We start from the raw sequence: 24,325 nt of genomic DNA, 5'->3' as shown, positions 1-24,325 counted from the left end.
GGTTTGACCTCGATGATGTGCAGCGTCATTGCTCACACCCGTTCAGTCCCCAGTCACACCGTCGATGTCCTCACGAATGAGGTCGGCATGGCCGGCGTGACGGGCATATTCCTCGATCATATGGATGAGCACCCAGCGGACGTTGAATCGGTGTCCCGAGCTGCTCTCGCGGGCGACCAGTGTGTCGAGGTCGTCGATACCCGCCAGTATCTCCCGTGAACGCTCACAGGCGCGATCATAGAGGCCGAGCAGATATTCAGGAGAGTCATCGGCAGCGGTGCGGAATTCCCACTCCGGATCGGCTTTCCAGTCGATGTCAGCCCAGGGTTCGCCCAGTTCCTGGCCGAGGATGTCTTCGGCGAACCATGACTCTTCGACGAGGCTGAGGTGTTTGATGATTCCGCCGAGGGTGAGAGTCGAGGAGGCGATCGTGTGTGAGAGCGCAGTCGAATCGAGTCCGGAGACCTTTCGTCGCATCACCTGCCGGTAGTAGTCGAGGAATTCTTCGAGGCCCTGACGTTCGCTCGGAGCATCCGCGGGCTCGATCAGCGGATCACTCATGCGGCAGGCTCGCTCTCTCCGATCTGCTTCTTGCGGCCAATGTCGAAGACATTGCCCTCTGGGTCCTTCAGCGTGGTCCATTCGATGCCGTATTCGTCGAAGGAGGCCAAACGTTCGGCACCCAGTGAGAGCGCCTTGTCGACGTCGGCGGGGTAGTTCGGATCGTCGAGGTCGATGTGCAACGGGTTCTTGCTCTCCGCCCGGTCATCGACCCGGAGGAAGAGCATGCCCGGAGTCGGCGATTCGCCGTTGTGGACGCCGCCGATGCTTGCGACCTGGTCATTGGCTCCCTCATCGATCTCGGCGCCGAGCAGTTCGGCCCAGAACAGCGATTGGATGGCGACGTCTTTGCAGTCGAAGGTGATGCTCAATGACGACAGCGATGCCATGGCACAGGTCCTTTCCAGGTGACCGGTTCGTGCCTCCCACTCTAGCCCGGTCCGATGACACGGGCACCGGTGCCGTCATCGGTGTCCATCGGCCGTCTTCGCCCGTCACCGAGGGTCATTGCACGTCTCACCTGACCGCCGATGCTCTGTTTTCGAAGTTGGGCACGAGTCCGAGCTCAGTCACGGGGCTGCCTGGCCAACTGTCGAGACTGGGCGACGAGCCGGCCTGCGGAGTCCCACAGCTCGCAGTCCTCTTCGAACATCCCGCCGGCGATATTGCGCGTAGAGACCTTCACCCCGATCCACCCGGGGGCCGGAACCGCCCGAACATGCGCAGTCAGTTCCATGGTCGGCGCCCAGTTGAACCGCCCGAGGTCGAACATCACCGGCGGGAACGCGTCGAGGAACGCCAGAAGCGCCAGCGAGTCGGGTTCGGTCCCATCGGCGAAGCGGACCCAGCCCTGCAGCAGGCCGCGCCCGCTGGGCTTGCCCACGGCGAAGCCGGTGGTGGCCGGGTCCAGGCGCATCTCGTATCGTCCGAGCAGGGGCGCGACCGCCAGGAACTCCTCGCTCGCCTCGGCGACATCGATGCATGAGTCAGGAGACGGCATGTCAGGCGGCGTGGCCGTGGTCGCCACATCATCGGGAAGCCCGCCGAGGTTGCCCATCGTCGCCAGTGCGGTGATCTTCGGGGCGCCGGCTTGGGCGAGGTCGAGCGCGAAGGTGGCGCTGGACCTGCCTTCGCGGATGGGGCGTGTGGTGATGTCCGCTGGACCTTCTCCGCCGGGCCCGAGATAGTACATCGAGACCACAAGCGGATCAGGGGTGTTCGGGCTGGCCTCCCGCAGGGTGCGTCCTGCCAGAGCCAGGAGATATCCCCCGTTGACGGCTCCAGCAACGCTCCAGCCGGTGCCGATTTCTGCTGAGTAGGTGTTCCCGGATCGGCGGGAGACGGCGGTGGCTCGAGCGAATTCGCTCTGTGACGATGAGTTCATGTGAGACACATTACCAAGCACTGAACGATCGTACAGTCAGCGCGGCTTCTGGGTCTGCCTTTCATTGCCTCGGCGGTAGTTCCCGGTGACTCGCGCGAGCAGCTGCTGATCAGCCTCGTCACTTCGTCCGAGCTTCGGAATCAGGGCGGCAACCTTCTTTCCTCCCAATTCCATCACTGCGCGCCCGCCTCGCCGGATTATGAGCACACCGGACTTCGTCACTTGATAGTCGAACGGATCGTCTTCGATGCTCACCTGATGTCTCCCCTCTGCCGCTTCGTCCGCGGTCGCCGCCGCAGGTGCCTCTAGTCTGTAAGCATGAGCATAACGCTGAACCGCATCGACCCGCAGGGCTCCGACCGGGAAGCGCTCATCGAGTTCTTCACGAGCAACGACTTTCCGTTCCATGTGCGATCCGAGCCGTGGACGCGTATCCAGATCGAAGACCACATCGACGCGGGAGACTTCTGCAGCGACGATACTGCCGCCTATTCGCTCGATGACGAGGTCATGGGCAGGGTCGGATATCTGCGCTTCGAAGATCTGCAGGATGACACGGCGATGTTCGAACGTGCTGGGTGGACGAAGGAAGCGCATTATCGTCGTGCTTGGCCGACTGCGGACGGTCATGCACGTGACACGGTGGCTTACGCGATTCTGTGTGAGGAGTGGGAGCACGGCACTGCCGTCGGCTTCCTCAGGATTCAGCCGGCAGCTCGGTTCGCTGCCCGTTCTCGCGCATAGAGAATGCCCCCGGTCCGAAGACCGGGGGCATTCCTGTGAACTCTCAGTTGGCAGTCACTGTGTGACCGTCAACGCTGTCTTCAGTTCTGCTTGTTGCGACGCAGGGTCAGAACCACTGCGGCACCACCGACGAGGAGGAGTCCCGCACCAGCCGCGAGGCCGGTCAGTTCAGCACCGGTGCGAGGCAGATCAGATCCGCCGTCACCATTGCCGTCGTCGTCACCATCGTTACCGCCGCCACCGTTTCCGTCTTCATCGGAAACGACCTCGAAGGAGCCGTTGAGGGCCTCTTCGTCAGCGGTGTCGTTGGCGCCGGTGACCTGGACGTCGTACTTACCGAGGTAAGCGGACGGGTCGGCGGCGCTGGTGCCGTAGATCGAGAAGCCGGCGACGCCGTCTTCGTTGGCAGTCTCGTCGAGGGTGATGCCTTCGACGTTGTCAGGACCCGAGGTGACCTTGAGGGTGACCTTCTCGCCCTCTTCGAAGCCTTCGGCCTTGATCTGCACGCCCTTGTCCTTCTTCACGAAGTCGCTGGCGGTGACCTCCTTCGGGTCAACGGTCAGCTTGCGCTCAGCAGGAGCGTCGTCGGAGGCTTCGACAGTCACCACGAAGCTGGTGGCCTCGGAGGTTTCTCCGTCGACGGTTGCAGTGGCGGTGTAGGCGTACTCGCCGGCTTCGGCAGGAGCCTCAGCCTTGAAGTTGCCTTCACCGTCAGCCTTGACAGTGACATTGCCCGCTGCCGGGACGTCAGCCTGTGCCTTTGCAGAGCCTGCCTGCGCATCGCCGGCGGCCTTCCAGGTCAGCTTCACGTCTGCATTGGGAGCAGCCTTGCCGGTGATGTTTCCACCCTCGTCGACGGTCTGGTCTCCGACCTTGGGAGCGTCGGGAACGGTCGGCTCCTCGCCGTCGTCAGATCCGTCAGCGTCGTCGTCCTTGCCGTCAGCAGCTGCAGCAGCGTTCGCATCCTTGCCATCGGCAGAGTCGTCAGCGTTCGCGTCGTCACCCTCGGCAGCGGCGTCAGCTTCTGCTCCCTTGGCGTCATCGGCGGCATCTGCGTTCGCGTCGTCACCTTCAGCAGCGGCGTCGGCATCAGCGTTGTCGCCTTCAGCGGCAGCATCTGCATCGGCTTCTGCTTCGTTGCCATCGGCAGAGTCATCAGCGTTCGCGTCGTCACCTTCAGCAGCGGCGTCGGCGTTCTGATCGTCGTCACCCGGAGGCTCCTCGTCCGGCTTCTCAAGCGAGAAGTCGACATCAGACTGCTCCAGCGAGTAGTCAAGGTCGGCTACCCAGCCGAACTGCTGAGTCGCATCGTAAGGTCCACCACCGGAAATGACTCCGACCGCCGTCTCACCCTGGAATACCGCACCACCTGAGTCGCCCGGCTGCGAAAACGGCTTCGACTGTGGTGAGAGCACACCAAAGCCGTGCACCCAGTAACCACCGATGTTGGAGAAATCGAATGCGTCGTTGTACTTGGTGAAGACTTCACCCTCGGTCAGCCCCGTGGTGCGCCCGGACTTACTCACAGTGCCGTCGGAATGCGCACCGACCTTGGTGATTTCGGTTGCAAGATCTGCACCCAAGTCGTTTGTGCTGGCGGAATCCCAGTTGGTCACGCCATTCTTGACAGCGTAGTTCGAATCGTCAACGTTAATCACAGCGAAGTCGATGTCCGAATCCTTCGGCTGTGGCCAAGCATCCGGATCGTTGCCGGTGAGGAGATCCCCGCTTCCGTAGCTGTGGAAGCCCCACTCGCCGATGACGCCGTTGCCCGATGGATCGAATCCTTCTCCATCATTGGCAGGAGCGGTCGAAGGCAACTCGGTTTCGTTGACGGTAGTGTCGCCGGAGATCACGCCGGTGTCTGGATTGTAATTCTTTGAGCAGTGTCCAGCGGTCAGAACCACGGGATCACCCGCCGAGTTCCATCCAGAGAAACCTGTCGAACAAGCGCCACTCCCCGCGGGAGAGTTTGCGAGGTACCCTGCACCACCTACGAGATCGTTCTCCGCGTAAGGATCAAGTTGCTTGATCCCTTCGACGAAGTTAACGTTCTCGTACTTCTTCTCAAGCTTTTCCATGTCGGCCGTCTTCTCGACCACACCGAGATTCAGCTTTCCATTTTTCTCGCCGTAGGCGTTCACGCCTTCGACGCCGGAAAGTACATTCTGAATTTGAGCGTCGCTCTGCACGTTGAGCTTCTGCGGCCCGGCGTCGGCCATGGCAGGGGCAGCAACAAACGCACTGCCGAGACCGAGCGCCGCTGCGGCGGTCAGTGCCAGCGAACTCTGCACGAGTTTCTTCTGCATATGTGTTCGTCTCTCTTATCGGGAGCTTGAAATATCACAACTTGATGACCTAAGTCACGATAAGGTTACGGCCTGCGGTCAGCGAGTACCAAGAAATGGGCTCGAAAACTGTGAACTAAATGAACGAAACAAAGGGCGTTGCTGAATGCCCTCGACCCGCAGTCCGCCCCCGGGAGCCGCCGACAATACAGAACGCCCCTGGTCCGAAGACCAGGGGCGCTCAGCTGTGCACTCAGCAGGTCACTGACGCGACCTTGTGAGCCGTATTCAGTTCTTCTTGTTTCGACGCAGGGTCAGGAACACCGCGGTTCCACCGACAACGAGGAGACCTGCACCAGCCGCGAGGCCGGTCAGCTCAGCACCGGTGCGAGGCAGATCCGATCCGCCATCACCGTTGCCATCGTCATCGCCGCCGTTGCCGCCGCCGTTTCCGTCTTCGTCCTCGACGACGTTGAACGATCCGGCCAGAGCCTTCTCATCGTCCGTGTCGTTGGCGCCGGTGACCTGGACGTCGTACTTGCCGAGGTAGACCGAGGGGTCGGAGTCGCTGGTTCCGTAGATGGAGAATGCAGCAACGCCTTCCTCATTGGCGGTCTCGTCGAGGGTGATGCCCTTGACGTTCTCAGGACCGGAAGCAACCTTGAGGGTGACCTTCTCGCCCTCTTCGAAGCCCTTGACCGAGACCGTCACGCCCTTGTCTTCCTTCACGAAGTCAGAGGCAGCGATCTCCTTGGGGTCAACGTTGATCTCGCGCTCTACAGGAGCAGGAGTCTCGGTCTCGTCTTCCTTCACCGTGACGGTGAAGTCGGTCGAATCGGATTCCTGCCCATCGACGACAGCGGTCGCCGAGTAGTCGTAGTCGCCTTCGGCTTCGGGGCCCTCGAGAGTGAAGTTGCCGTCCTTGTCGGCCTTCACCGTTTCAGAACCATCCTTGGCGGCCTGGGCCCCCTTGGCGGCGTGCCACTCGACCTTGACCTCGGCACCGGCTGCGGCCTTGCCCTTCACATCACCCTTGGGTTCGATCGTCTGATCCTTGGCTTCGGGAGCGTCCGGGGCCTCTGGGGTCTCATCGGCAGGGTCCTTGAGGCTGAAATCGACACCGGACTCCTCGAGCGAGTGATCGAGATCGGCAACCCAGCCGAACTGGCGATCGCTGCCGTCGTCCAGAGGTCCGCCACCGGAGATGACGCCGACTGCGGTGTCTCCCTGGAAGACTGCGCCACCGGAGTCGCCCGGCTGTGAGAAGGGCTTGCTTTCGGGAGAAGTCACGCCGAAGCCGTGGACCCAGTATCCGCCGACGTTCGCGTAGTCAAATTGATCGTTGTACTCGGTGAAGACATCCCCTTCAGTCAGTCCTGTAGTCCGGCCCGACTTCTGGATCTTTCCGTCTTTGTGTGCACCGACCTTGGTGATGTCAGTGGCCAACTTCGACGACAGGTCGTTCGAATCTGCGCTCGACCAATCGGTCACGCCATTCTTGACGTTGTACTTCGACTTGTCGACGTTGATTACGGCGAAGTCGATGTCGCTGGCCTTGGCAGTCGACGGGTCCTCACTTCCATCGAGCAGATCTCCGCTGCCGTAACTGTGGTAGCCCCAGTCACCGAGCACTCCATTGCCGGACTTCTTAAAGCCTTCTCCGCCGTTGGCGGGCGCGGACTTAGGCTCTTCGGTCTCACTGACGGTGGAATCACCAGTGATCTCACCGGACTCTTCGATGATCTTCGAGCAGTGACCAGCGGTCAGGATGACCGGGTTGCCGTCACCGTCCCAACCGGAGAATCCGGTCGAGCATGCTCCCGATCCCCCGTCGACTTCGGCGAGGTAACCGGCGCCGCCCACGACATCGTTCTCGGCGTAGCGCTTGAGTTCTTTGACGCCCTCGGTGACATTGATGTTCTTGTACTTCTTCTCGAGATCTTTGATCTCGGAAGTCTTCTTCTCGACGCCGAGGTTGAGCTTGCCGCCCTTGGCACCATATGCGTTGATGCCGTCGACGTCGGCAAGGGCCTTCTGGACCTGAGTTTCGCTCTGGACATCCAACTTCTGCGGACCGTTGTCGGCCATGGCTGGCGACGCAGTGAGCGCACCGCCGAGGCCGAGCGCCGCTGCGGCGCTCAATGCCAGCGAACTCTGAACGAGCTTCTTCTGCATACTCTTTGATTCCCTTGATCGGATTCTCTGTTGCGATCGTCTGACCCGGCGACCGGGCGCAGTCTTTCAACCTCTGAAAGATTACGGTTTGATCACGACGAGGTGCAAGAACAATGCATGTTGCTCGTGAACACAACTTACAGAAGTCGGATTCATCGGCTTCTCAGCGTTGTGTCCAGACGACGGCCAAGAGCCCCAGTTATGATCGGGACATGCCGAACCACACTCTGTTCAGAACCTCAGCCGTGTCCCGGGGCGGCGCCCGACTCGCCCTGGGCGTGGTGATCCTCGCCTGTGCTCTTCCACTCGCCGCCTGCGACACCGGGGTCGACCCCCGACAACCGAGCACTTCGTCCCCGAGCGAATCCGCTGCCAGCGAGAGCCCGACCTATGACGCCGGCGCCCTCGATCCCACCGGAAAATGGACCTCCCCCGAAGCTGGCGACCCATTCCTCGCGTTCGCCGAAGACGGCTCGCTCAAAGGCTCGGACGGGTGCAACGCGATCTCGACGACGTGGAAGGTCGAAGACGACACAGTGACCATCGAATCGTTCATGTCCACACAGAAGGCCTGCGCCGGAGTGGACACCTGGCTGAGCAAAGCAGCCAGCGCATCGATCGAAGGCAATGTCATGAAGGTCATGGACGGTCAAGGCAAAGTCATCGGCGGACTGGAGAAGGAAGACAAATGACACATTCGGTCATCGGAAAATGGGTTGCCGAGCAGAACGCACGCGCATTCCTCGAGTTCAAAGAAGACGGCTCGCTCTCCGGCAGCGACGGGGCCAACCGGATCGTCACCACTTGGACTGATGAAGAGAACGGCCCCACTGTGAAGCCCTCGGTCTCCACGCTCATGGCAGCGCCCAACATGGTGACCTGGGTGACGAAGGCGCGTCGAGTCGAACCCGACGGCAGAGAACTCAAGCTCTACGACTCAGAAGACAACAACCTCGGGGTGCTCATCAGAGACGAAGCTGCCGAAAGCCCCGACACCAGCGGCGGGCGACGATAGATGGCCGGAGGCCTCTTCGCACTCCTCGACGACGTCGCGGCTCTGGTCAAGCTCTCCGCAGCCAGCCTCGATGACGTCGCCGCGGGTGCCTCACGCGCAGGAGCGAAGACCGTCGGCGTCGTCGTCGACGATGCCGCAGTGACCCCGAAATTCGTCGAGGGCGTCAACCCCGCCCGCGAACTCCCGATCATCAAACGCATCGCCCTGGGCTCGCTGGTCAACAAGATCGTCATCATCCTGCCGATCATCCTTCTGCTCAGCCAGTTCGTGCCCTGGCTGCTGACGCCCCTGCTGATGGTCGGCGGCACCTACCTGTGCTTCGAAGGCGCGGAGAAGATCTTCGAGAAGTTCGGCTGGATCGAACACCACCAGGAACCGAAGAAGGAATCGAAGCACGGGAAGTCCGACGACGGAGACGCCGAGAAGAAGATCGTCCGCTCCGCCATCACCACCGACTTCGTGCTCAGCTGCGAGATCATGGTCATCGCCCTCAACGAGGTGACCAGTGAAGCGCTCCTGCCCCGGGCCATCATCCTCGTCATCGTCGCTCTGGCCATCACCATCGGCGTCTATGGAGTCGTCGCACTCATCGTGAAGATGGATGACATCGGCCTGCACATGGCACAGAGGGTCGCACCGGGACCCCAGAAGTTCGGCCGTTTCCTCGTCCAAGCTATGCCGAAGCTGCTGGCCGGCCTGTCCGTCGTCGGCACCTTCGCGATGCTCTGGGTCGGCGGCCACATCATCCTCGTCGGCACTGACGAGCTCGGCTGGCACGCGCTCTACGGCTTCGTCCACCACCTCGAGGAGCCACTGGCCGCGATTGCAGGCGTGGGAGGATTCCTCGCCTGGCTGGTCAACACCTTCTTCTCACTCATCCTCGGGGCCATCTGGGGAGCGATCGTCGCCGGCATTGCCATCGCCTTCACGAAGCTGTTCAAGGGCGGCAAGCACAGGACCGCAGAGGCCTGACCACAAGACCGGCGACTCTGGGCGACCGCGATCCTACTTTCCCAAGATCTCCTTCATCCCGCCCTGCTCATTCAGCCAGGTCAGACTGGCCGGACTCGCACCGTTGAGCGCCGAGTCGAACTCCGTGTCGACGAATTCCGCGTTTCCGTTCTTCACCGATGGCAGGGAGTCATATGCCGGATTCTCTTCGACTTGTTTCTTGCCCTGATCGTCCAAGGGCCAGATCAGCAGGTAGTCGGCATCGAGTTCGCTCATCTTCTCGAACGAAAGTTCGTAGCTGTTGACCTCGTCTTCGCTCTGATGCTTGCCCGGTTCGAGTCCGTAGAGTTCGAGCGGTTTCGCCTTGCCGAAGAAGATCGAACCCCGCTGCGGAGAGATCAGCTGATACGTCTTGCCCTGGACGCCGAGTTCTTTGCCTTCCTCGCCGAGTTCTGACTCTGTCGAACTGATGAGATCCTCGGCTTCGTCATCAAGACCAAGCGCCGAACCCACTGTCTTCACTGTGGAGTCCCAGTCGGGATTGGCTGCCTCCGAGTCCGGTGTCACCACCGGTGCGATCTCCGAGAGCTGTTCGTACACCTTCTTATCGGTGACGTTCCAGGGTGCTGCGAAGATGAGGTCGGGCTCGAGTGCAGCGATCTTCTCCACGTCGACGGTGAAGTCCTCTTCCCCGACGAGCGTGATATCGACCGTCTCGGCGTCGATATTCTGCTGCCAGGGATAGCGTCCGTCCTCACCGGCCATGGTCGAACCGGCCACAGCGCTCGGTGCCTTCCCAAGCGCCGCCGCCACGTCGGCTGCCGCAGATTGCAGAGCAACGATCCGTTCAGGGTTCGCCGGAACCTCGACCTCGCCCTGACCGGTTTTAACGGTGATGGGGGCTTCCGAGGACTCATCGGCGGCCGATTCCGCGCCAGAGCATCCGGCGAGCAGGAGGGCGGAGGCGGCAATGGCGGACACGGTGATCGAGATGCGCTTCATCTGCTATTCCTTTGTCAGTCGGGTGGTGATGGGAGCCCGGCCGTGTGAGGGTTCCTCGACAGGCTCAGAGCCTGGTGGACGCATCTCGTTCGGCGAAGGTCTTCTTCGGCTTGCCCGCCACGATCATCGGCGCCCCGGTGACCGGATCATCGATGACGGTGCATTCGATTCCGAAGACCTCATGCACGAGCTCCGAGGTGACGATCTGGGAAGGCGCACCCTGAGCGACGACGGCACCGTTCTTCATCGCGATGATCTCGTCGGCGTAGCGGCACGCCTGGTTGAGATCGTGGAGGACCGCGACGAGTGTGTGACCGTGTTCGTTGTTGAGCTGGGAGAACAAGTCGAGCAGCTCGATCTGGAAGGCCACGTCGAGGAAGGTCGTCGGTTCGTCGAGGAGCAGCAGCGGAGTCTCCTGCGCCAGCACCATGGCCACCCAGACGCGCTGACGCTGTCCGCCGGAGAGCTCATCGACGAGGCGGGAGGACAGGATCTCCGTGTTCGTCGCCCGCAGCGCTGCCAGCACCGCGGTCTCATCGGCATCGGTCCACTGCTTGAGGAACGACTGGTGCGGATGCCTGCCGCGAGAGACGAGTTCGCCGACGGTGATGCCCTCGGGAGCGATCGAGCTCTGCGGCAGCAGACCCAAGCGACGAGCGATCTGCTTCGTCTTCAATTTCGCGATGTTGCTGCCATCGAGCAGCACCGCGCCCTTGGCCGGGGGAAGCAGACGCGCCAGTGCACGCAGCAGAGTCGACTTGCCGCAGGCGTTGGGCCCGACGATGACGGTGAACTTCCTCTCCGGGATAGCGACATTGAGGTCGCTGACGATCTGCCGATTGTCGTAGGCGAGATCCAGATCCTGCGCGACCAACGGTGCCTGTGAGGGTTCGGTGATGATGCTCATTGTGCCTTCCGAGCTTCTTGGATGAGGAGCCAGATCAAGTAGATTCCGCCGATGCAGACGGTGACGACACCGACGGGAAGTTGGATGTCGCCCAAAGCATGCTGGGCGATGAGGTCGGCGGCCACCAGCAGAAGCGCGCCGACGGCGGCCGCGCTGAGCATGCTCGTGCCCTGTGCCTTGGCAATCCGACGTCCGATCTGCGGCGCTGCCAGCGCCACGAATGCGATCGGTCCTGCCGCCGCGGTGACCACAGCGACGAGGGCGACGGCGACGAGGATGAGCACGGCACGGACCGGTTCGTTGCGCGCACCGAGTGCCTTCGCGGTGTCGTCGCCGAGTTCGAGTGTTCCGAGATCCCGGGCGAAGAGACCGCAGCCGAGGCCGAGGAGGATGGTGCCGATCGCCGCTGGCAGGATCGTCGACCAACCCATTCCGTTGAGTGAGCCGGCACCCCAAGTGGCGGCGGCCATCGCAAGGTCGAGGTCCGCACGCATGATCAGCCACGTGTTGAAGGCATTGAGCATGGCGGTCAGGGCGATGCCGACGATGATGAGTCGGAAGCCCTGGACTCCGCCCTTCCAGGTCAGCACATAGACCAGGGCCGCGGTGAGGATGCCCCCGACGATCGCACCGAAGGCGGTGGAGACGAAGCTCGTCCCGAAAAAGATGATGGTGACGATGCCGCCGGTGTACGCGCCGGTGGAGAAGCCGATGATATCGGGGCTGCCCAGAGGGTTGCGGGTCAGCGACTGGAACACGGCACCGGAGACACCGAGCCCCGCCCCGAGCACGATGCCGGCAAGGACTCGCGGTGCCCGCCACTCCCCGACGACGGTATTGACGATGCGCTTCTCAGCCTGTCCGAACAGTCCATGGAAGACCTCGATCGGAGTCAGCGAGAACTTGCCGAGCAGCAGACCGGCGAAGCCGCAGGCCAACGCGAGGAGCATGACGATGCCCGCGGTGGCGACGACCCGGACATCGATGCGATGACCGAAGACGCGCACCATGGGGCGACCGAAATCGATCTTCTCCCCGGCCACAGAGCCCTTCCCGGGAACCAGCTCCGCGGACGGCGCGGAGGTATTCGTTGATTTCACAGGCCGCTTGCCTTCTTTCGACGGACGAGGGCGATGAGCACGGGCGCTCCCACGAACGCGGTGACGACTCCGACCTGCAGCTCACCCGGTTTCATCACGATGCGACCGAGGACGTCGGAGACGAGGAGGAGGATCGGCGAGAGGATGACCGAATAGCTCAGGATCCACCGTTGGTCGGGCCCGACGATCCACCGGGCGATGTGCGGGATCATCAGTCCGATGAACCCGATCGGGCCGGCCGCAGCGGTGGCTCCGCCGGCCAACAGGGTGACGGCGAGGATCGAGAACACCCTGGTGCGGTTGACCGAGGTGCCGAGGCTGGCAGCCAGATCGTCACCGAGGGCCACAGCGTTGAGTGAGTGGGAGAGGAACAGCGCGAGCACGATGCCGATGATGATGAACGGCGCAACCGCGGTGATCGTGTCGAACCCGCGTCCGGCGATCGCTCCCACATCCCAGGAGCGGAAGGCGTCGAAGGCCCGTTCGTTGGTGAGCAGGATGCCCTTCGTCAGACCGGCCAGCACGGCCGCGACGGCAACACCTGCCAAGGTCAGACGGATCGGATCGACGGAACGGTTCCGGCCGGAGGACCCGATGATGTACACGCCGGTGGTGGCCAGCAGCGCTCCCACGAAGGCGAACCAGATGTATCCGTTGATCGAGGTGACACCGAAGAAGCCGATGCCGATCGTGACGGCGAACGAGGCTCCGGCATTGACTCCGAGGAGTCCCGGATCGGCCAGCGGGTTGCGTGTCAGCGCCTGGATCAGTCCGCCGGCGAGACCGAGCCCCATGCCCACAAGGATCCCGAGCAGCGTTCTGGGCAGTCGCAACTCCAGGACGACGAGCTGATCATCGGAGCCGCTGGGGTTGAAGAACGCGTCGAGAACCTCTGAGAGCGGCATGTCTCTCGTACCGATGGCCAGCGAGGCCAAGACCACGAGGACGAGCACGATGATCGCGGCGACGAGGCCGATAGCCCGCTTCGCGCGCAGGCCCTTCGAGGTCTTCTGACCGATCTGGGCTGATGCGCTCGCCTGAGGTGTGGTGGCGAGACCGGTCATAGATGTGGTCCTTCAGCGTTGGCGAGTTAAGGGCAGGCTAACCACAATGTAGCTCAATCCATTCGCTCAGCCAAACGATTTCGGCCTCAGTTCGCTGTGATCTTTCCGATCCTCTCGGCCACCTGCCTCTGGATACGGGCGAGCATTCCGCTCATGCCCCGCAGACGCAGGGGGCTGACGATTTCCGTCATCGACAGCCGCAGAGGAAGGTCGGCGGGAATCGCCAGCACGGTCCCAGCTGTCTGGCCATCCAGTCCCTCGTGGAGGATACCGGCGAACCCGCGGGTCGTCGGTGCCTCAGGCGGAGCCGAGAAGTGCAGGTGCACGGTGGCCTCTTCCCCCACCTCGGCGTTGTCGACCTCGGTGACGAGGAAGATCGGCGACTGACATTCGGGGACGGCTTCGAGCAGCTCCGGGTGGTCGGCATAGCGCTCGGGCACATCGGGCAGCTCGGAGGAGAACTCAAGCAGCAGCTGCAGACGGTCCCCCGCATCGGTCTCAGCGAAGTCGGTGACGATCTCGGCCAGCGACGCGGGAAGATCGGTCGTTTCGGGTGCGATCGGGTCGGTCTCGGCAGTCATCAGCGGCCAGGAACCTCTCCGGCCTCGGAGCCGGTGGCGATGGGCACGCGCACAGCATTGCCCCATTCGGTCCAGGACCCGTCGTAGTTGCGCACATTGTCGTAGCCGAGGAGGTGCTGGAGGACGAACCACGTGTGGCTCGAGCGCTCCCCGATCCGGCAGTAGGCAATGACCTCGTCGGAGGTGCCCAGACCTGCCTGATCGGTGTAGATCTCACGCAGTTCATCCGCGGTTCTGAACGTACCGTCCTCGTTCGCGGCCTTCGCCCAGGGCACGGACTGGGCACCGGGGATGTGTCCGCCGCGCAGCGCTCCCTCTTCGGGATAGGCGGGCATATGGGTGCGTTCGCCGGAGTACTCCTCGGGGCTGCGGACATCGATGAGCGGCAGGTCGCCGAGGGTGTCGCGGACTTCGGGGAGGAAGGCACGGATGCGCGAGTCATCGCGGTCGATCACCGGGTATTCGCTGGGTTCGAGGGTTGGCTTCTCGGTGGTGAGTTCGCGGCCCTCTTCCTGCCACTTGGCGCGTCCGCCGTCCATCAGGCGGACGTCCTCGTGCCCGAACAGTGAGAAGACCCACAGGGCGTAGGCGGCCCACCAGTTGGATTTGTCACCGTAGAAGACGATCGTGTCCTCCCGGGAGATGCCTTTGGCCGAGAGCAGCTTCGCGAAGCCTTCGCCGTCGAGGTAGTCGCGGGTGACGGGATCGTTGAGTTCGGTGTGCCAGTCGACCTTGACGGCTCCGGGAATGTGCCCGGTTTCGTAGAGGAGGACGTCCTCGTCGCTTTCGACGATGACGAGCCCGGGCTGGCCGGCGTGTTCGGCGACCCATTCGGTGCTGGCCAATCGGGAGCCGTCGGCGTAGTCGGCGAACTTCGGTGTGGGATCGGCCGGAATGGTTGTGCTCACTCAATCCTCCTGAGGCGTCGTGACAATCGTCCTGCTGTGTGACTCAACAGCGTCTCCGACCAGCATATTCCGCAACGGAACGAGAAGACATTCCCGGCGTCATGTGGGTCTGCAGCGCCGTGTCGCGGGGTCGTCGCGCAGGCGGGGCGACTCGAAGTGGGCCCACGCAGGACTGCGCGCTCAGCCTCGGGCGAGGAAGGTCCGCAGTGCGGAGACGAAGGCCTGCGGCTTCTCCGAATGCACCCAGTGACCCGAGCCTTTGACCGTGAGCAGAGTCGTGCGCGGGAACAGGTCCCGCATGGCAGGCAGGTCATCGCGGGACACGTAATCCGACCGCTCCCCCGCCACCCACAGCACCGGATGGTCGAAGCTGCGGCCGTCCATGTCGGGGAAGTCGCCGATGGCGGGCAGGCTCCGGTAGAGGAGATCGAGGTTGGGCTGCCAGGCATATCCCGCCGAGGTGGGTCTGAGGTTCTGGAGCAGGAATCCCCTGATCGTGTCCTCGGGAATCGGGCCCTGCAGGGCGCGGTCCGCCTCGGACCGGTTCGTGATCTCGTCGAGATCGAGAGCTTTGAGGCTGGAGAGGAGATGCTCGAACACTCCGAGCGAGCCGCCGGCCTGCGGGGCGATGTCGACGACGACGAGGCGGTCGATGAGCTCGGGATGCCGCAGTGCCAGGACCATGGCGACCTTGCCGCCGAGGGAGTGCCCGACCAGGTGCACGGGCAGATCGTCGGGGGCGGTCACCTCGGCGATCTTCTCCGCCACGGAATCGGCGATGCCGATGTAGCTGAACTCCTCGGTCCATTCGGAGTCCCCGTGGTCGGGCAGATCGATGAGCAGGCTCGAATACTCGGGTTCGAGTGCCTTGACGATCGAGGTGAAGTTCTTACCGCGGCCGAAGAGCCCGTGGAGGAAGACGATGCGTGGGCCGGTGTCACCGACCAGTCTGCTGGCGATCTCAGTCACGATCACCAGCCTACCCGGACGCTCATTCCGCTCCCGTCACGGCCCGTTCCACGGTCTCCAGCGAGGCATCGAGGTATTCGGGCGGGACGACGGGGAATCCGCCGAAGGCCTCCCGGGTCTCCTCGGTGGTGCGCGACCAGTCGTAGGTCAGCGTCACCTCGGTGCCGGACTCGCCTTCATCGAGGTCATAGCGCCACCGCCATCCCCCAGGAACGACGGTGCCCGATTCGTCGGCCTGGCCGGGATCCCAGGCAATCGCCCGGTCGGGTTCGAAGGTGGTCACGGTGTTGTCGATCCGGTAGGCACCGCCGGCCGCTTCGTGGAACATGTCCATCGAGAAGATCTGTCCGGTCGCTGTGATCGATCCGGTGTCGATGGCGCCTCTCACCCAGTCGCCCGGTTCGGTGTCCGGGTGTCGGTTGGGATCGGCGAGAAGGGCGAAGATCGCCGAGGCGGGGGCGGCGATCACGCGAGTGCGGACGATGTGCTCATTGGGGTATTTCGCTGCTTCGGCCATGGTCACAGCCTATTCACCCCGCACCGGGATGGGAAGAGGCCGGCGCAGGTAGGGTGAGTTCATGCACTTCTCCGACTATGACACGCGACTTGCCGGATATGCGGTGATCGTCAACGAGGACAATGAGATCCTGCTCAGCTGGTTCAACGGCGGCAACGATCGCGCTCATGCGCTGTGGACGCTGCCCGGCGGCGGGATCGAATACGAGGAGAGCATCGAGGTCGGCACGATCAGGGAGATCAAGGAGGAGACCGGCTTCGATGCCGAGCTCGTTCGACCGCTGACGACCCACAGCTTCACCGAGAATCGTCGCAGCCCCACCTTCGGCAGGTCGACTCCGCGTCCGTTCAAAGGGGTGCGGGTCGTCTATCAGGCTCGGATCACAGGTGGCACGCTCGGCACCCTCGAAGTCGACGGGACGACCGATCGCGCCGAATGGGTGTCGATCGACTCGCTGGCAGACGAACGGCACGCCCGCATCATCGACATCGGTCTTGATGCATGGCGTGCCGCTGTGTGAGTCTGAGTCACCGGCAGGCGCCTGCCCATCGGGAGGTGGCCGGCCCGTCGGCAGGCCACCTGCCGGGGCGCTCTTACTTCACCTTGTCGGCGATGAGGTCCGGAAGCTTCTCCGCGGTGTAGCCGGCCGAGAGGATCGAGTTGAGCGAGAAGGCCTTGCGGATGTCGTCCTGGTCGTCGGTCAGCACCAGATCATGTCCGTCCTCGACGGCCGGGATCCGCTTGTACGCCGCGTCATCGGTGACCTCGGAATCCTCGATGTAGATCGGGAACACGAGTAGCAGATCGGCGTCGAGATCGCTCAGCTTCTCCTCAGAGATCGGCACCGAAAAGCCCTCGGCCTTCTGCGCGGCGATCGTCTCGGACTGTTTGAAGCCGAGCTGCTTCATCACCTGCACGCGTCCGGATTCTTCGACGTAGGCGCCCCACCCGTCGGCGGTCTTCGCCGCGACCGTGACCGACTTGCCGTCGAATTCGGGGTGCGCCTTGCGTGCCGCCTCGTACTTTCCGTCGAGATCGTCGAGGAGCTTCTGCCCATCGTCGGGCTTGCCCAGCGCCTGCGAGACGAGGTCGACCTGCTGATCCATGGTCGTCAGATAGTTGTCGCCGCCTTCGGGCACACCCACGGTCGGGGCGATCTCCGAGAGACGGTCGTAGCGCTCCTGCTCGCCCGAGCTGTTCGTATCGAGGATGAGGTCGGGCTCCAGGGCCGCAATCGCCTCATAGTCGGGTTCCAAGGTGGCGATGATCTCGGGGTCTTCGTCGTAGAGGTCCTCGGCCCAGGGACCGACGCCCTTGCCGCCGAACTCCACCCAGTCGGAGGCACCGACCGGCTGGACGCCGAGGGCCAGAGCGGTCTCAGCGTCACCCCAGCCGAGGGCGACGACCTTCTGCGGGTCGGCAGGAACCTCGACGCTGCCGAACTTGGTGTCGACGCTGGTGCCGGAGGCGGTGTCCTCGGTGCTGTCTCCCCCTCCGCCGCCGCAGGCGGAGAGCAGGAGTACGGAGGCGAAAATGGGAGCGAGAATTCTGCGCATGAGATCCTTCTTCAAGTGTTAGGCCAGCCTAGCTTAACGCATTGTGAGAACTCGCCGCGAACCCGCTCCACGGCCTGCGGCCACTCCTCCGCGAATCTCTGGATCGGCTCTCAGGCCGGTTTGATCTCGATTCCCGCGACGTCCATCTCCTCGAGTCTGACCGTGCGCGACGCTCGGCCGGTGACCAGACGGTGTATGCCCCACAGCAGCAGGAACGCCGGCAGACCGATGTAGGCCGACGCCACCTCGAGGACGTGACCGTCGACGACCGCCTGGACGTTCTGTCCGATGATGACGACGACGAGCATGACGAGGGCGATGATCGGCCCGATCGGGAACAGCGGGGCCCGGTAGGGCAGATCGGCGAGGTTCTTCCCCTGCCGGACGTAGGCACGGCGGAAGCGGAAGTGGCTCAAGGCGACTCCGACCCAGACGATGAATCCGGACAGGCCCGAGACATTGATCAGCCAGGTGTAGGCACCCCCGTCTCCCATCACCTCGGTGAGGAAGCCGAACAGACCGATCGCTGCGGTGGCCAACAGCGCCATGACGGGAACTCCACGTTCGTTGAGGCGGGCGAACAGCCTCGGCGCGGTTCCCTCCTTGGCCATGGCGTAGAGCATGCGGGTCGAAGCGTAGAGGCCGGAGTTGCCGGCCGAGAGGATGGCGGTGAGGATGACGGCATTCATCACCGAGGCGGCCACGGCGATCCCGGCGCGTTCGAACACGAGAGTGAACGGCGAGGCCGTGATGTCCTCATTGTTCGCCGCCGTCAGCAGCGACGGATCGGTGTAGGGCAGGAGGAAGCCGATGATGGCGATCGCGCCGATGTAGAAGAGCATGATGCGCCAGAACACGGTGCGGATGGCGCGGGGCATGTCCCGACGCGGATTCTCCGACTCACCGGCGGTGACGCCGACGAGTTCCGTACCTTGGAAGGAGAAGCCGGCGATCATGAACACGCTGATGATCGAGACCCAACCACCGACGAACGGGGCTTCACCTCGGGTCCAGTTGCTCACCCCGGGTGAGTCTCCGCCGATGATGCCGACGATCATGAGCACACCGAGAACGAGGAAGACCAGCACCGCGGCGACCTTGATCGCGGCGAACCAGAACTCGCCTTCCCCGAAAGCCTTGGCCGAGAGGAAGTTCAGTCCACCGAGCAGCGCGAGGAAGATCGCGGCCCACACCCAGGCGGGCACATCGGGCAGCCAGAAGGACATGATGACGCCGGCGGCGACGAGCTCGGCGGCCAGGGTGATGGCCCAGTTGAACCAGTAGTTCCAGCCCATGGCGAAGCCGAAGGAGGGGCTGACGTATTTGGTTCCGTAGGTGTGGAACGAACCGGCCACGGGCAGGTGGGTCGACATCTCCCCGAGGGACTGCATGACGAAGAGGACCATGATCCCGATCGCCGCGTAGGCCAGCAGCGCACCTCCGGGGCCGGCCTGGGAGATCGTCCCGCCGGAGCCGAGGAAGAGTCCGGTGCCGATCGCTCCGCCGATGGCGATCATCTGCAGGTGCCGGGACTTCAGCCCCCGCCTGAGTTGGCGGGTCTCCCCCGCCGAGGTGGCTGTTGCGTTCATCGTGTCCCTTGCCTGTCGGAGAACTGGTGTCCCAACCGGGACCCGGCCATTCTTACCACATTCAGGTGTCCTTGGCTGGGGTGCGCGGCCTCAGGACTGGTCGAGGAAGGCCAGCACCGCTGCCACTCGACGGCTCGTCGTCTCTCCCGCATGGAGTCCGAGCTTGTCGAAGATCGCACTGATCGCCTTCTCGACGGAGCTGATCGAGACGTAGAGCCGCTCGGCGATGCCGCGGTTCGACAGGCCTTCGGCCATGGCCTCGAGGACTTCGTTCTCCCGGGGTGTGAGCGCGGACAGGGAATTCTGCTTCTCCGAGGTGTTGAGCAGCTGGCGGACGACATCGGGATCGATGACGGTGCCGCCCGCCGCGATCCGCTGAACCGATTCGAGGAACCGGTCGATATCGGTCACCCGGTTCTTCAGCAGGTACCCGACTCCCACGGTTTCGGTGCCCAGCAGCTCGGTGGCGTATTCGCGCAGCACGTACTGGCTGAGCACGAGCACCCCGATGTCCGGGTAGGTGCGTTTGATCGTCAGTGCCGCTTCGAGCCCCTCCGTGGTGTGGGTCGGCGGCATCCTGACATCGACGATGGCGAGGTTCGGGCGCAGTGCGGCCACGGCTTCGAGCAGCTGCTCTCCGTCATCGACCGAGGCGACGACGGAGATGCCCTCGTCTTCGAGGAGGCTGCGCACTCCTTCACGCAGCAGCACAGCATCGTCGGCGAGGACGACCCGCATCGCCTCGGCGGTCTCCGAGGCGTGCGGGGTTGCAATGGTCTCAGGCATAGGGGATCTCCGCTCTCACAGTGGTTCCGGTCTTCTCGTCGCTGTCGATTCTCAGTCTGCCGTCGAGGGCTCCCACCCGGCGGGAGAGTCCCTGCAGCCCGCTTCCGTGCGGGTCCGCTCCCCCACGGCCGTCATCGACCACCTCGGCGATGAGGGCCTGCTCCCCGGCGGTGACGCTGATCGTGATGGATGCGGCCTCGGCGTGCTTGACGACGTTCGTCACGGCCTCCCGGACGACGAAGTAGGCGGCGGACTCGATGGCCTGGGGCACCCGTCGGTCGGGGACCGCAAGGATCGTCACCGGGATCGGGCAGTGATCGGCCACCCGGTTGAGCACGGTGCCCAGACCGTGTTCGTCCAGTGCCGTCGGGTAGACCCTCCAGGCGACCTCCCGCATCTCATCGATGAGGTCCTGGGACTGGACCAGCGCATCGTCGAGGAGGTGGGCGACCTTGGCAGGATCCTGCGCACGCTGTGCCCGGGCGATGAGCACCGACAGGGACACGACGTTCTGCTGCACCCCGTCGTGGAGGTCGCGTTCGATCCGGCGCCGCTCCTCGTCGATGGCCACGACCACGCCCTGTCGGGTCTTGAGCAGTTCGGTGATGCGGGTGTGACGAGCATGCGGCCGGGTCACCTCGGTGACCATTCCGTCGACCTTCCCGTGCAGCCAGCTCGCCGCCTCGGCGAGCGCGATCACACCCAGCAGGTTCGCCGCCCCGTAGTGGACGCCGACGAACAGCGTCGGCTGGGTGATCGTCCAGGCGTCGAATCCGATGGTGATGCTGCCGCCGATGAAGAGCCCCTGGATCAGCGAGCCGAGGGTGACGAAGAGGAAGCCGCTGGCCAGGTTGAGGACCGGGATGAGGATGAGGATGGCGATGAGGCCGTTGAGGAAGAAGAACACGCGTCGTTGCAGATCTGGGCCCAGGCTGATCCCGAAGCCGCGGAACTGACGCGCGCGCTCCCAGCCGCTGACTCTGTTCGCCCACCGGGAGTTCGGCGGCAGGCAGGAGACGAGGATGAGGGGCAGGAACAGCAGTCCGCCCCAGAGCACGCCCCACACTGCTGCCGCCCAACGGGTCGCGAACATGCGGGACTCGCGGGGAATCCGAGCGGTCAGCGACGTCGGCCAGGGCATGGGTCGATCGTAACAACGCGGGTCTGCCAGCGCCCATGGGTTCGACCGCAGTCCGAACTTCCGGTTTCCCGCATACCGACCTCGGCATGCCTGCGCTCGCACCCCCGGGTAGGCCTCAGGCCATCCACGGGTCCGCCGCAGGCGACCCTGCGCTGTGCCTCGTATCCGCCGTCTCCGCAGGTCATTAGCGTAGATGAGCATGGACCTCGCCCTGCAGTTGCTCACCGATACCGTGTCCTCCCCGTGGGTGTACCTGCTCATCCTCGTCTGTGCCGGACTCGATTCGCTGCTGCCCGTGGTCCCGTCCGAGACAGTGCTCATCACGGCGGCCGCCTATGCCTCCACCGGGCAGCCGCATCCTCTCGGTCTGTTCACCGCGGCCGTCGTCGGTGCGGTAGCCGGGGACTTCACCGCCCACCTCGTCGGTCGCAGCGGCGGCGGGGTGGTCCAACGGTGGCGCCGCCATCCGCGCCTGGGCCGGGTCCTCTCCCGTTCCGAGGGGATCTTCTCCCGCCGAGGCGGTGCCGCGCTCATCGCGGGCCGATTCGTGCCCGGCGGGCGCACGGCGGCGACGATCGCCTCCGGGGTGCTCGCGTTTCCGATGGGACGGTTCCTGATCTTCGATTCCCTCGGTGCGCTCGCCTGGGCAAGCTATTCCACATCCATCGGCCTGCTGGGCGGGCTGGTCTTCGAGGATCGCCCCCTGCTCGGTGTGGCGCTGGGAGTCGGGATCGCCCTCGTGGTGACCGCCATCGCCGAGGTGGTCCGGCGGATCGCCGAGCACCGATCCTCCCTGCGCGGCACCGGTCGGACACACCGAGAACCGACCCGCTCGACGACAGTTCAGGCCGACATGGCACGATAGACGGAGATGTCTGAATCACTCGTCTGGTACGTCAGCTACGGATCGAACATGGCCCGGAACAGGCTCGCCTGCTATCTCGAGGGCGGTCGCCCGGAGGGAGCGTTCGTCACCTATCCCGGGGCGCGGGACCACAGTCCGCCGCGGGCGGAGACCGGCATCGAACTGCCCGGCTCGATCTACTTCGCCGGGAACTCAAGTGTCTGGGGCGGCGGCATGGCATTCTATGACCACGCCGTGCCCGGTCCGACGCCGGCCAAGGCCTATCTCATCACCGCCGAACAGTTCGCGGATGTCGCCGAACAGGAGATGCACCGCGCCCCGTCTGCGGAGAACTCCGTGGAGCGGCTCGCCTTCGAACTGCCCTCCGGTGCCTCTCATGCCGTCGGACCGGGACGCTATGAGACGCTGCTCGTCCTCGGCCGCCGGGACGAGGTGCCGCTGATCACGTTCACAGCCCCGCACGGCGCCGCGGACGTCGAACACACTGTCCCGACGGAGGCCTATCTGGCGATGCTGCGCCGCGGTCAGGACGAGATCACCGCACTCGGAGGGTCTCACCCGCTCGCAGCTGCACAAGTGTGAGGTCGAGCAGGGGCGTGGCCACACCGAGTTCACTCGCCGCTCGGGCCAGATCCCCGAGGATGTGCTCCGTCTCGCTCGGCAGACCCGCTGTGACATCCCGGTAGAGCGATGAGGTGAAGTCCGATCCTGCAGCGGTGAGCATCGACAGTGTCATCTCCCGCGAGCTCTTCGACACCGGATGACCGGCGGCCGCGGCGATGGCCTCGAGTTCGTCGACGATGGCGACCACATGGTCCCGGCCGCCTGCTTCCATGATCGCTCCCACCGGGGCTCGGAACAGGCAGGTGACGACACCGGCGGCGGCGATGAAGACCCATTTCTCCCACAGTCCGTCGACGATGGTGCCGATGATCTGCAGCTTGAAGCCGGGGACGTCGAGTGTCTTACTGATGTCGGCCGGAACCTCGGCTCCGTCGAGATCGCCGATGGTCATCACCGCCAGATCCGTCATCTGGACGATCGCATCGTCTTTGATGGTGCCGACGATCTTGACGAGTCCGCCGAGGACCTGCCCGGGGAACTCCTGCGTCAGCCGGTCGATCTGTGCCATGCCGTTGAGGAAGGGAATGATCTGGGTCCCGGGGCCTACCGCCGGGCGGATGTCGTCGATGATCGATTCGAGACCGTTGGCCTTGACGGCGACGATCACCAGGTCGAATGCGGTGTCGCCACGTTCGGGCCCGGCCGCCTCGGCGAGTTCGGCGGCAGTGAGCACGGCAACGTCGTTCGTCTGATCCTCCCCCGGGGCGATGAAGCGCAGGCCGTGCGCCCGCAGCTTCTCCGCCCGTGCCGGACGCACGAGGAAGGTGACGTCACGTCCGGCTTCGAGCAGCCGGGTTCCGAACGCGCCGCCGGTGGCCCCGGCACCGGCGATGAGGATCTTCATGTCCTGTGCTCCCATCTCAGCGAACCTCGCTGCTGTCATCAGAATTCGTCGTCACTGCGGTCCTCAGCGCGCGTGCTGCCGAGCGGGGATCAGCTGCCTCCGTGACCGCACGGACGACAACGATGCGACCGGCTCCTGCCGCGGTCACCTCGGCGAGACGCTCGCCACCGGAGATCCCGCCAATCGCGAACCAGGGTTTGCTCAGCTCCGAACCGAGGCCACGCAGCGGCTCGAGCCCGATGGCTGCGCGGCCGGGTTTGGTGGGGGTCTCCCACACGGGCCCCAGACACAGGTAGTCCATGTCGGGGTCCGCCTCGGCGGCCTTCGCCTGCTCGAGGGAATGAGTCGATCGCCCCAGGATCACATCGGGTCCCAGCACGTCCCGTGCCTGCGTACTTGTGAGATCTCCCTGTCCGACGTGGAAGACGTCGGCGCCGACGAGGAGTGCCACGTCTGCACGGTCGTTGACGGAGAACAGCTTTCCGTGCCGGTGCGCTGCTTCTCTGAGCACCTTCAGCGCGTCGATCTCCGCACGGGCTTCGAGGCCCTTGTCCCGAAGCTGGATGATATCGGCTCCTCCGGCATAGGCGGCGTCGAGGAATTCGGCCAAGTCGCCTCGTCGGCTGCGGGCATCGGTGCAGACGTAGAGCCTCGCCTCCTCGAGCCGGTCTTCGCGGAAGCCTCTGGTCCTGGTCTCGGACGGACTCGGAGCGTCTCGGACTGCGGTGCGCATTGTCTTATCGGGGGCCATGAT

The 24,325-nt window shown here is 64.0% G+C and carries 26 protein-coding genes; 6 read left to right on the top strand and 20 right to left on the bottom strand.

Annotated elements, in window-relative coordinates:
* Nucleotides 1–42: 42 nt before the first annotated feature.
* From CV023_RS01600 to CV023_RS01575, 6 genes are all read right to left on the bottom strand, one after another.
* Nucleotides 43–561, bottom strand: a complete 519-nt coding sequence (locus CV023_RS01600) for a DinB family protein (RefSeq protein ID WP_230743721.1) — start codon at nucleotides 559–561, stop codon at nucleotides 43–45.
* Entirely contained in the window at nucleotides 558–950 is a 393-nt protein-coding gene (locus CV023_RS01595) for a VOC family protein (RefSeq protein ID WP_230743720.1), read from the bottom strand. The genes CV023_RS01600 and CV023_RS01595 overlap by 4 nt, the downstream gene beginning before the upstream one ends.
* A gap of 176 nt (nucleotides 951–1,126) precedes the next feature.
* Nucleotides 1,127–1,945, bottom strand: a complete 819-nt coding sequence (locus CV023_RS01590) for a thioesterase family protein (RefSeq protein ID WP_230743719.1) — start codon at nucleotides 1,943–1,945, stop codon at nucleotides 1,127–1,129.
* A 36-nt stretch (nucleotides 1,946–1,981) separates the two neighbouring features.
* Nucleotides 1,982–2,542 (bottom strand): hypothetical protein, encoded by a 561-nt coding sequence (locus CV023_RS01585; protein ID WP_230743718.1) that lies wholly within the window; start codon nucleotides 2,540–2,542, stop codon nucleotides 1,982–1,984.
* A 227-nt stretch (nucleotides 2,543–2,769) separates the two neighbouring features.
* A complete protein-coding gene (locus CV023_RS01580) occupies nucleotides 2,770–4,998 on the bottom strand; it encodes a S1 family peptidase (RefSeq protein ID WP_230743717.1) in 2,229 nt (742 codons plus the stop codon).
* 267 nt (nucleotides 4,999–5,265) lie between these two features.
* The gene (locus tag CV023_RS01575) at nucleotides 5,266–7,152 is read right to left on the bottom strand and encodes an LPXTG cell wall anchor domain-containing protein (RefSeq protein ID WP_230743716.1); all 1,887 of its coding nucleotides are present in this window, start codon (nucleotides 7,150–7,152) and stop codon (nucleotides 5,266–5,268) included.
* Nucleotides 7,153–7,364: 212 nt separating this feature from the next.
* Between CV023_RS01575 and CV023_RS01570 the strand changes: the two genes are divergently transcribed.
* The 3 genes from CV023_RS01570 to CV023_RS01560 are packed head-to-tail and all read left to right on the top strand — an operon-like array spanning nucleotide 7,365 to nucleotide 9,139.
* Complete coding sequence (locus CV023_RS01570) at nucleotides 7,365–7,844, top strand: META domain-containing protein (protein WP_230743715.1); 480 nt, start codon at nucleotides 7,365–7,367, stop codon at nucleotides 7,842–7,844.
* A complete protein-coding gene (locus CV023_RS01565; RefSeq protein WP_230743714.1) occupies nucleotides 7,841–8,167 on the top strand; it encodes an META domain-containing protein in 327 nt (108 codons plus the stop codon). Before CV023_RS01570 ends, CV023_RS01565 begins: the two co-directional genes overlap by 4 nt.
* Nucleotides 8,168–9,139 (top strand): DUF808 domain-containing protein, encoded by a 972-nt coding sequence (locus CV023_RS01560; protein WP_230743713.1) that lies wholly within the window; start codon nucleotides 8,168–8,170, stop codon nucleotides 9,137–9,139. It abuts the gene before it with no gap.
* A gap of 33 nt (nucleotides 9,140–9,172) precedes the next feature.
* Here the strand turns inward: CV023_RS01560 and CV023_RS01555 are convergent, their stop codons facing one another.
* The 8 genes from CV023_RS01555 to CV023_RS01520 all read right to left on the bottom strand — a co-directional run bounded on the left by CV023_RS01555 (nucleotide 9,173) and on the right by CV023_RS01520 (nucleotide 16,166).
* Nucleotides 9,173–10,120: an ABC transporter substrate-binding protein gene (locus CV023_RS01555; protein ID WP_230743712.1), complete on the bottom strand. Its 948-nt coding sequence runs from the start codon at nucleotides 10,118–10,120 to the stop codon at nucleotides 9,173–9,175.
* Between the two features lie 64 nt (nucleotides 10,121–10,184).
* The gene (locus CV023_RS01550) at nucleotides 10,185–11,027 is read right to left on the bottom strand and encodes an ABC transporter ATP-binding protein (protein ID WP_230743711.1); all 843 of its coding nucleotides are present in this window, start codon (nucleotides 11,025–11,027) and stop codon (nucleotides 10,185–10,187) included.
* The gene (locus tag CV023_RS01545) at nucleotides 11,024–12,127 is read right to left on the bottom strand and encodes a FecCD family ABC transporter permease (RefSeq protein WP_230743710.1); all 1,104 of its coding nucleotides are present in this window, start codon (nucleotides 12,125–12,127) and stop codon (nucleotides 11,024–11,026) included. The genes CV023_RS01550 and CV023_RS01545 overlap by 4 nt, the downstream gene beginning before the upstream one ends.
* Entirely contained in the window at nucleotides 12,124–13,191 is a 1,068-nt protein-coding gene (locus tag CV023_RS01540) for an iron chelate uptake ABC transporter family permease subunit (protein WP_230743709.1), read from the bottom strand. The genes CV023_RS01545 and CV023_RS01540 overlap by 4 nt, the downstream gene beginning before the upstream one ends.
* Nucleotides 13,192–13,277: 86 nt before the next feature.
* A complete protein-coding gene (locus CV023_RS01535) occupies nucleotides 13,278–13,772 on the bottom strand; it encodes a SufE family protein (RefSeq protein WP_230743708.1) in 495 nt (164 codons plus the stop codon).
* Nucleotides 13,772–14,680: a sulfurtransferase gene (locus CV023_RS01530; RefSeq protein ID WP_230743707.1), complete on the bottom strand. Its 909-nt coding sequence runs from the start codon at nucleotides 14,678–14,680 to the stop codon at nucleotides 13,772–13,774. The genes CV023_RS01535 and CV023_RS01530 overlap by 1 nt, the downstream gene beginning before the upstream one ends.
* 180 nt (nucleotides 14,681–14,860) lie before the next feature.
* The gene (locus tag CV023_RS01525) at nucleotides 14,861–15,649 is read right to left on the bottom strand and encodes an alpha/beta fold hydrolase (protein WP_230743706.1); all 789 of its coding nucleotides are present in this window, start codon (nucleotides 15,647–15,649) and stop codon (nucleotides 14,861–14,863) included.
* Nucleotides 15,650–15,671: 22 nt separating this feature from the next.
* Nucleotides 15,672–16,166 (bottom strand): SRPBCC domain-containing protein, encoded by a 495-nt coding sequence (locus CV023_RS01520; RefSeq protein ID WP_230743705.1) that lies wholly within the window; start codon nucleotides 16,164–16,166, stop codon nucleotides 15,672–15,674.
* A 61-nt stretch (nucleotides 16,167–16,227) separates the two neighbouring features.
* Here CV023_RS01520 and CV023_RS01515 point away from each other — a divergent pair, with 61 nt between their 5' ends.
* Nucleotides 16,228–16,686 (top strand): NUDIX hydrolase, encoded by a 459-nt coding sequence (locus CV023_RS01515; RefSeq protein WP_135447272.1) that lies wholly within the window; start codon nucleotides 16,228–16,230, stop codon nucleotides 16,684–16,686.
* Between the two features lie 73 nt (nucleotides 16,687–16,759).
* Here CV023_RS01515 and CV023_RS01510 read toward each other — a convergent pair whose 3' ends face one another.
* From CV023_RS01510 to CV023_RS01495, 4 genes are all read right to left on the bottom strand, one after another.
* Nucleotides 16,760–17,722: an ABC transporter substrate-binding protein gene (locus CV023_RS01510; protein ID WP_230743704.1), complete on the bottom strand. Its 963-nt coding sequence runs from the start codon at nucleotides 17,720–17,722 to the stop codon at nucleotides 16,760–16,762.
* 110 nt (nucleotides 17,723–17,832) lie between these two features.
* Entirely contained in the window at nucleotides 17,833–19,311 is a 1,479-nt protein-coding gene (locus CV023_RS01505) for an amino acid permease (RefSeq protein ID WP_230743703.1), read from the bottom strand.
* A gap of 90 nt (nucleotides 19,312–19,401) precedes the next feature.
* Nucleotides 19,402–20,097 (bottom strand): response regulator, encoded by a 696-nt coding sequence (locus tag CV023_RS01500; protein ID WP_442859906.1) that lies wholly within the window; start codon nucleotides 20,095–20,097, stop codon nucleotides 19,402–19,404.
* Nucleotides 20,090–21,238, bottom strand: a complete 1,149-nt coding sequence (locus CV023_RS01495) for a histidine kinase (protein WP_230743702.1) — start codon at nucleotides 21,236–21,238, stop codon at nucleotides 20,090–20,092. The genes CV023_RS01500 and CV023_RS01495 overlap by 8 nt, the downstream gene beginning before the upstream one ends.
* Before the next feature lie 199 nt (nucleotides 21,239–21,437).
* Between CV023_RS01495 and CV023_RS01490 the strand changes: the two genes are divergently transcribed.
* Both CV023_RS01490 and CV023_RS01485 read left to right on the top strand, forming a co-directional pair.
* Nucleotides 21,438–22,103 (top strand): DedA family protein, encoded by a 666-nt coding sequence (locus tag CV023_RS01490; protein ID WP_230743701.1) that lies wholly within the window; start codon nucleotides 21,438–21,440, stop codon nucleotides 22,101–22,103.
* A 6-nt stretch (nucleotides 22,104–22,109) separates the two neighbouring features.
* Nucleotides 22,110–22,685, top strand: coding sequence for a histone deacetylase (locus CV023_RS01485; protein ID WP_230743700.1), 576 nt, complete (start codon nucleotides 22,110–22,112; stop codon nucleotides 22,683–22,685).
* Here CV023_RS01485 and CV023_RS01480 read toward each other — a convergent pair.
* Together CV023_RS01480 and thiE are read right to left on the bottom strand one after the other, a co-directional pair.
* Nucleotides 22,639–23,586 (bottom strand): 2-dehydropantoate 2-reductase, encoded by a 948-nt coding sequence (locus CV023_RS01480; protein ID WP_230743699.1) that lies wholly within the window; start codon nucleotides 23,584–23,586, stop codon nucleotides 22,639–22,641. The genes CV023_RS01485 and CV023_RS01480 overlap by 47 nt on opposite strands.
* Nucleotide 23,587: 1 nt before the next feature.
* A complete protein-coding gene (gene thiE / locus CV023_RS01475) occupies nucleotides 23,588–24,322 on the bottom strand; it encodes a thiamine phosphate synthase (protein WP_230743698.1) in 735 nt (244 codons plus the stop codon).
* Nucleotides 24,323–24,325 lie beyond the last annotated feature (3 nt).

It is taken from the genome of Brevibacterium sp. CCUG 69071 (assembly GCF_021023135.1).
Taxonomy (GTDB): domain Bacteria; phylum Actinomycetota; class Actinomycetes; order Actinomycetales; family Brevibacteriaceae; genus Brevibacterium.
This window is presented reverse-complemented; position numbering and strand designations above follow the sequence as displayed.

What these genes read in the sequence shown, in the direction of transcription:
- CV023_RS01600 (WP_230743721.1), bottom strand. Translation starts at nt 561, where the DNA reads ATGAGTGATCCGCTGATCGAGCCCGCGGATGCTCCGAGCGAACGTCAG.
- CV023_RS01595 (WP_230743720.1), bottom strand. Translation starts at nt 950, where the DNA reads ATGGCATCGCTGTCGTCATTGAGCATCACCTTCGACTGCAAAGACGTC.
- CV023_RS01590 (WP_230743719.1), bottom strand. Translation starts at nt 1,945, where the DNA reads ATGAACTCATCGTCACAGAGCGAATTCGCTCGAGCCACCGCCGTCTCC.
- CV023_RS01585 (WP_230743718.1), bottom strand. Translation starts at nt 2,542, where the DNA reads ATGCGCTTCCTTCGTCCACCCAGCACGTTCGAACATCGCCGTGTCATC.
- CV023_RS01580 (WP_230743717.1), bottom strand. Translation starts at nt 4,998, where the DNA reads ATGCAGAAGAAACTCGTGCAGAGTTCGCTGGCACTGACCGCCGCAGCG.
- CV023_RS01575 (WP_230743716.1), bottom strand. Translation starts at nt 7,152, where the DNA reads ATGCAGAAGAAGCTCGTTCAGAGTTCGCTGGCATTGAGCGCCGCAGCG.
- CV023_RS01570 (WP_230743715.1), top strand. Translation starts at nt 7,365, where the DNA reads ATGCCGAACCACACTCTGTTCAGAACCTCAGCCGTGTCCCGGGGCGGC.
- CV023_RS01565 (WP_230743714.1), top strand. Translation starts at nt 7,841, where the DNA reads ATGACACATTCGGTCATCGGAAAATGGGTTGCCGAGCAGAACGCACGC.
- CV023_RS01560 (WP_230743713.1), top strand. Translation starts at nt 8,168, where the DNA reads ATGGCCGGAGGCCTCTTCGCACTCCTCGACGACGTCGCGGCTCTGGTC.
- CV023_RS01555 (WP_230743712.1), bottom strand. Translation starts at nt 10,120, where the DNA reads ATGAAGCGCATCTCGATCACCGTGTCCGCCATTGCCGCCTCCGCCCTC.
- CV023_RS01550 (WP_230743711.1), bottom strand. Translation starts at nt 11,027, where the DNA reads ATGAGCATCATCACCGAACCCTCACAGGCACCGTTGGTCGCGCAGGAT.
- CV023_RS01540 (WP_230743709.1), bottom strand. Translation starts at nt 13,191, where the DNA reads ATGACCGGTCTCGCCACCACACCTCAGGCGAGCGCATCAGCCCAGATC.
- CV023_RS01535 (WP_230743708.1), bottom strand. Translation starts at nt 13,772, where the DNA reads ATGACTGCCGAGACCGACCCGATCGCACCCGAAACGACCGATCTTCCC.
- CV023_RS01520 (WP_230743705.1), bottom strand. Translation starts at nt 16,166, where the DNA reads ATGGCCGAAGCAGCGAAATACCCCAATGAGCACATCGTCCGCACTCGC.
- CV023_RS01515 (WP_135447272.1), top strand. Translation starts at nt 16,228, where the DNA reads ATGCACTTCTCCGACTATGACACGCGACTTGCCGGATATGCGGTGATC.
- CV023_RS01510 (WP_230743704.1), bottom strand. Translation starts at nt 17,722, where the DNA reads ATGCGCAGAATTCTCGCTCCCATTTTCGCCTCCGTACTCCTGCTCTCC.
- CV023_RS01505 (WP_230743703.1), bottom strand. Translation starts at nt 19,311, where the DNA reads ATGAACGCAACAGCCACCTCGGCGGGGGAGACCCGCCAACTCAGGCGG.
- CV023_RS01500 (WP_442859906.1), bottom strand. Translation starts at nt 20,097, where the DNA reads ATGCCTGAGACCATTGCAACCCCGCACGCCTCGGAGACCGCCGAGGCG.
- CV023_RS01495 (WP_230743702.1), bottom strand. Translation starts at nt 21,238, where the DNA reads ATGCCCTGGCCGACGTCGCTGACCGCTCGGATTCCCCGCGAGTCCCGC.
- CV023_RS01490 (WP_230743701.1), top strand. Translation starts at nt 21,438, where the DNA reads ATGGACCTCGCCCTGCAGTTGCTCACCGATACCGTGTCCTCCCCGTGG.
- CV023_RS01485 (WP_230743700.1), top strand. Translation starts at nt 22,110, where the DNA reads ATGTCTGAATCACTCGTCTGGTACGTCAGCTACGGATCGAACATGGCC.
- CV023_RS01480 (WP_230743699.1), bottom strand. Translation starts at nt 23,586, where the DNA reads ATGGGAGCACAGGACATGAAGATCCTCATCGCCGGTGCCGGGGCCACC.
- thiE (WP_230743698.1), bottom strand. Translation starts at nt 24,322, where the DNA reads ATGGCCCCCGATAAGACAATGCGCACCGCAGTCCGAGACGCTCCGAGT.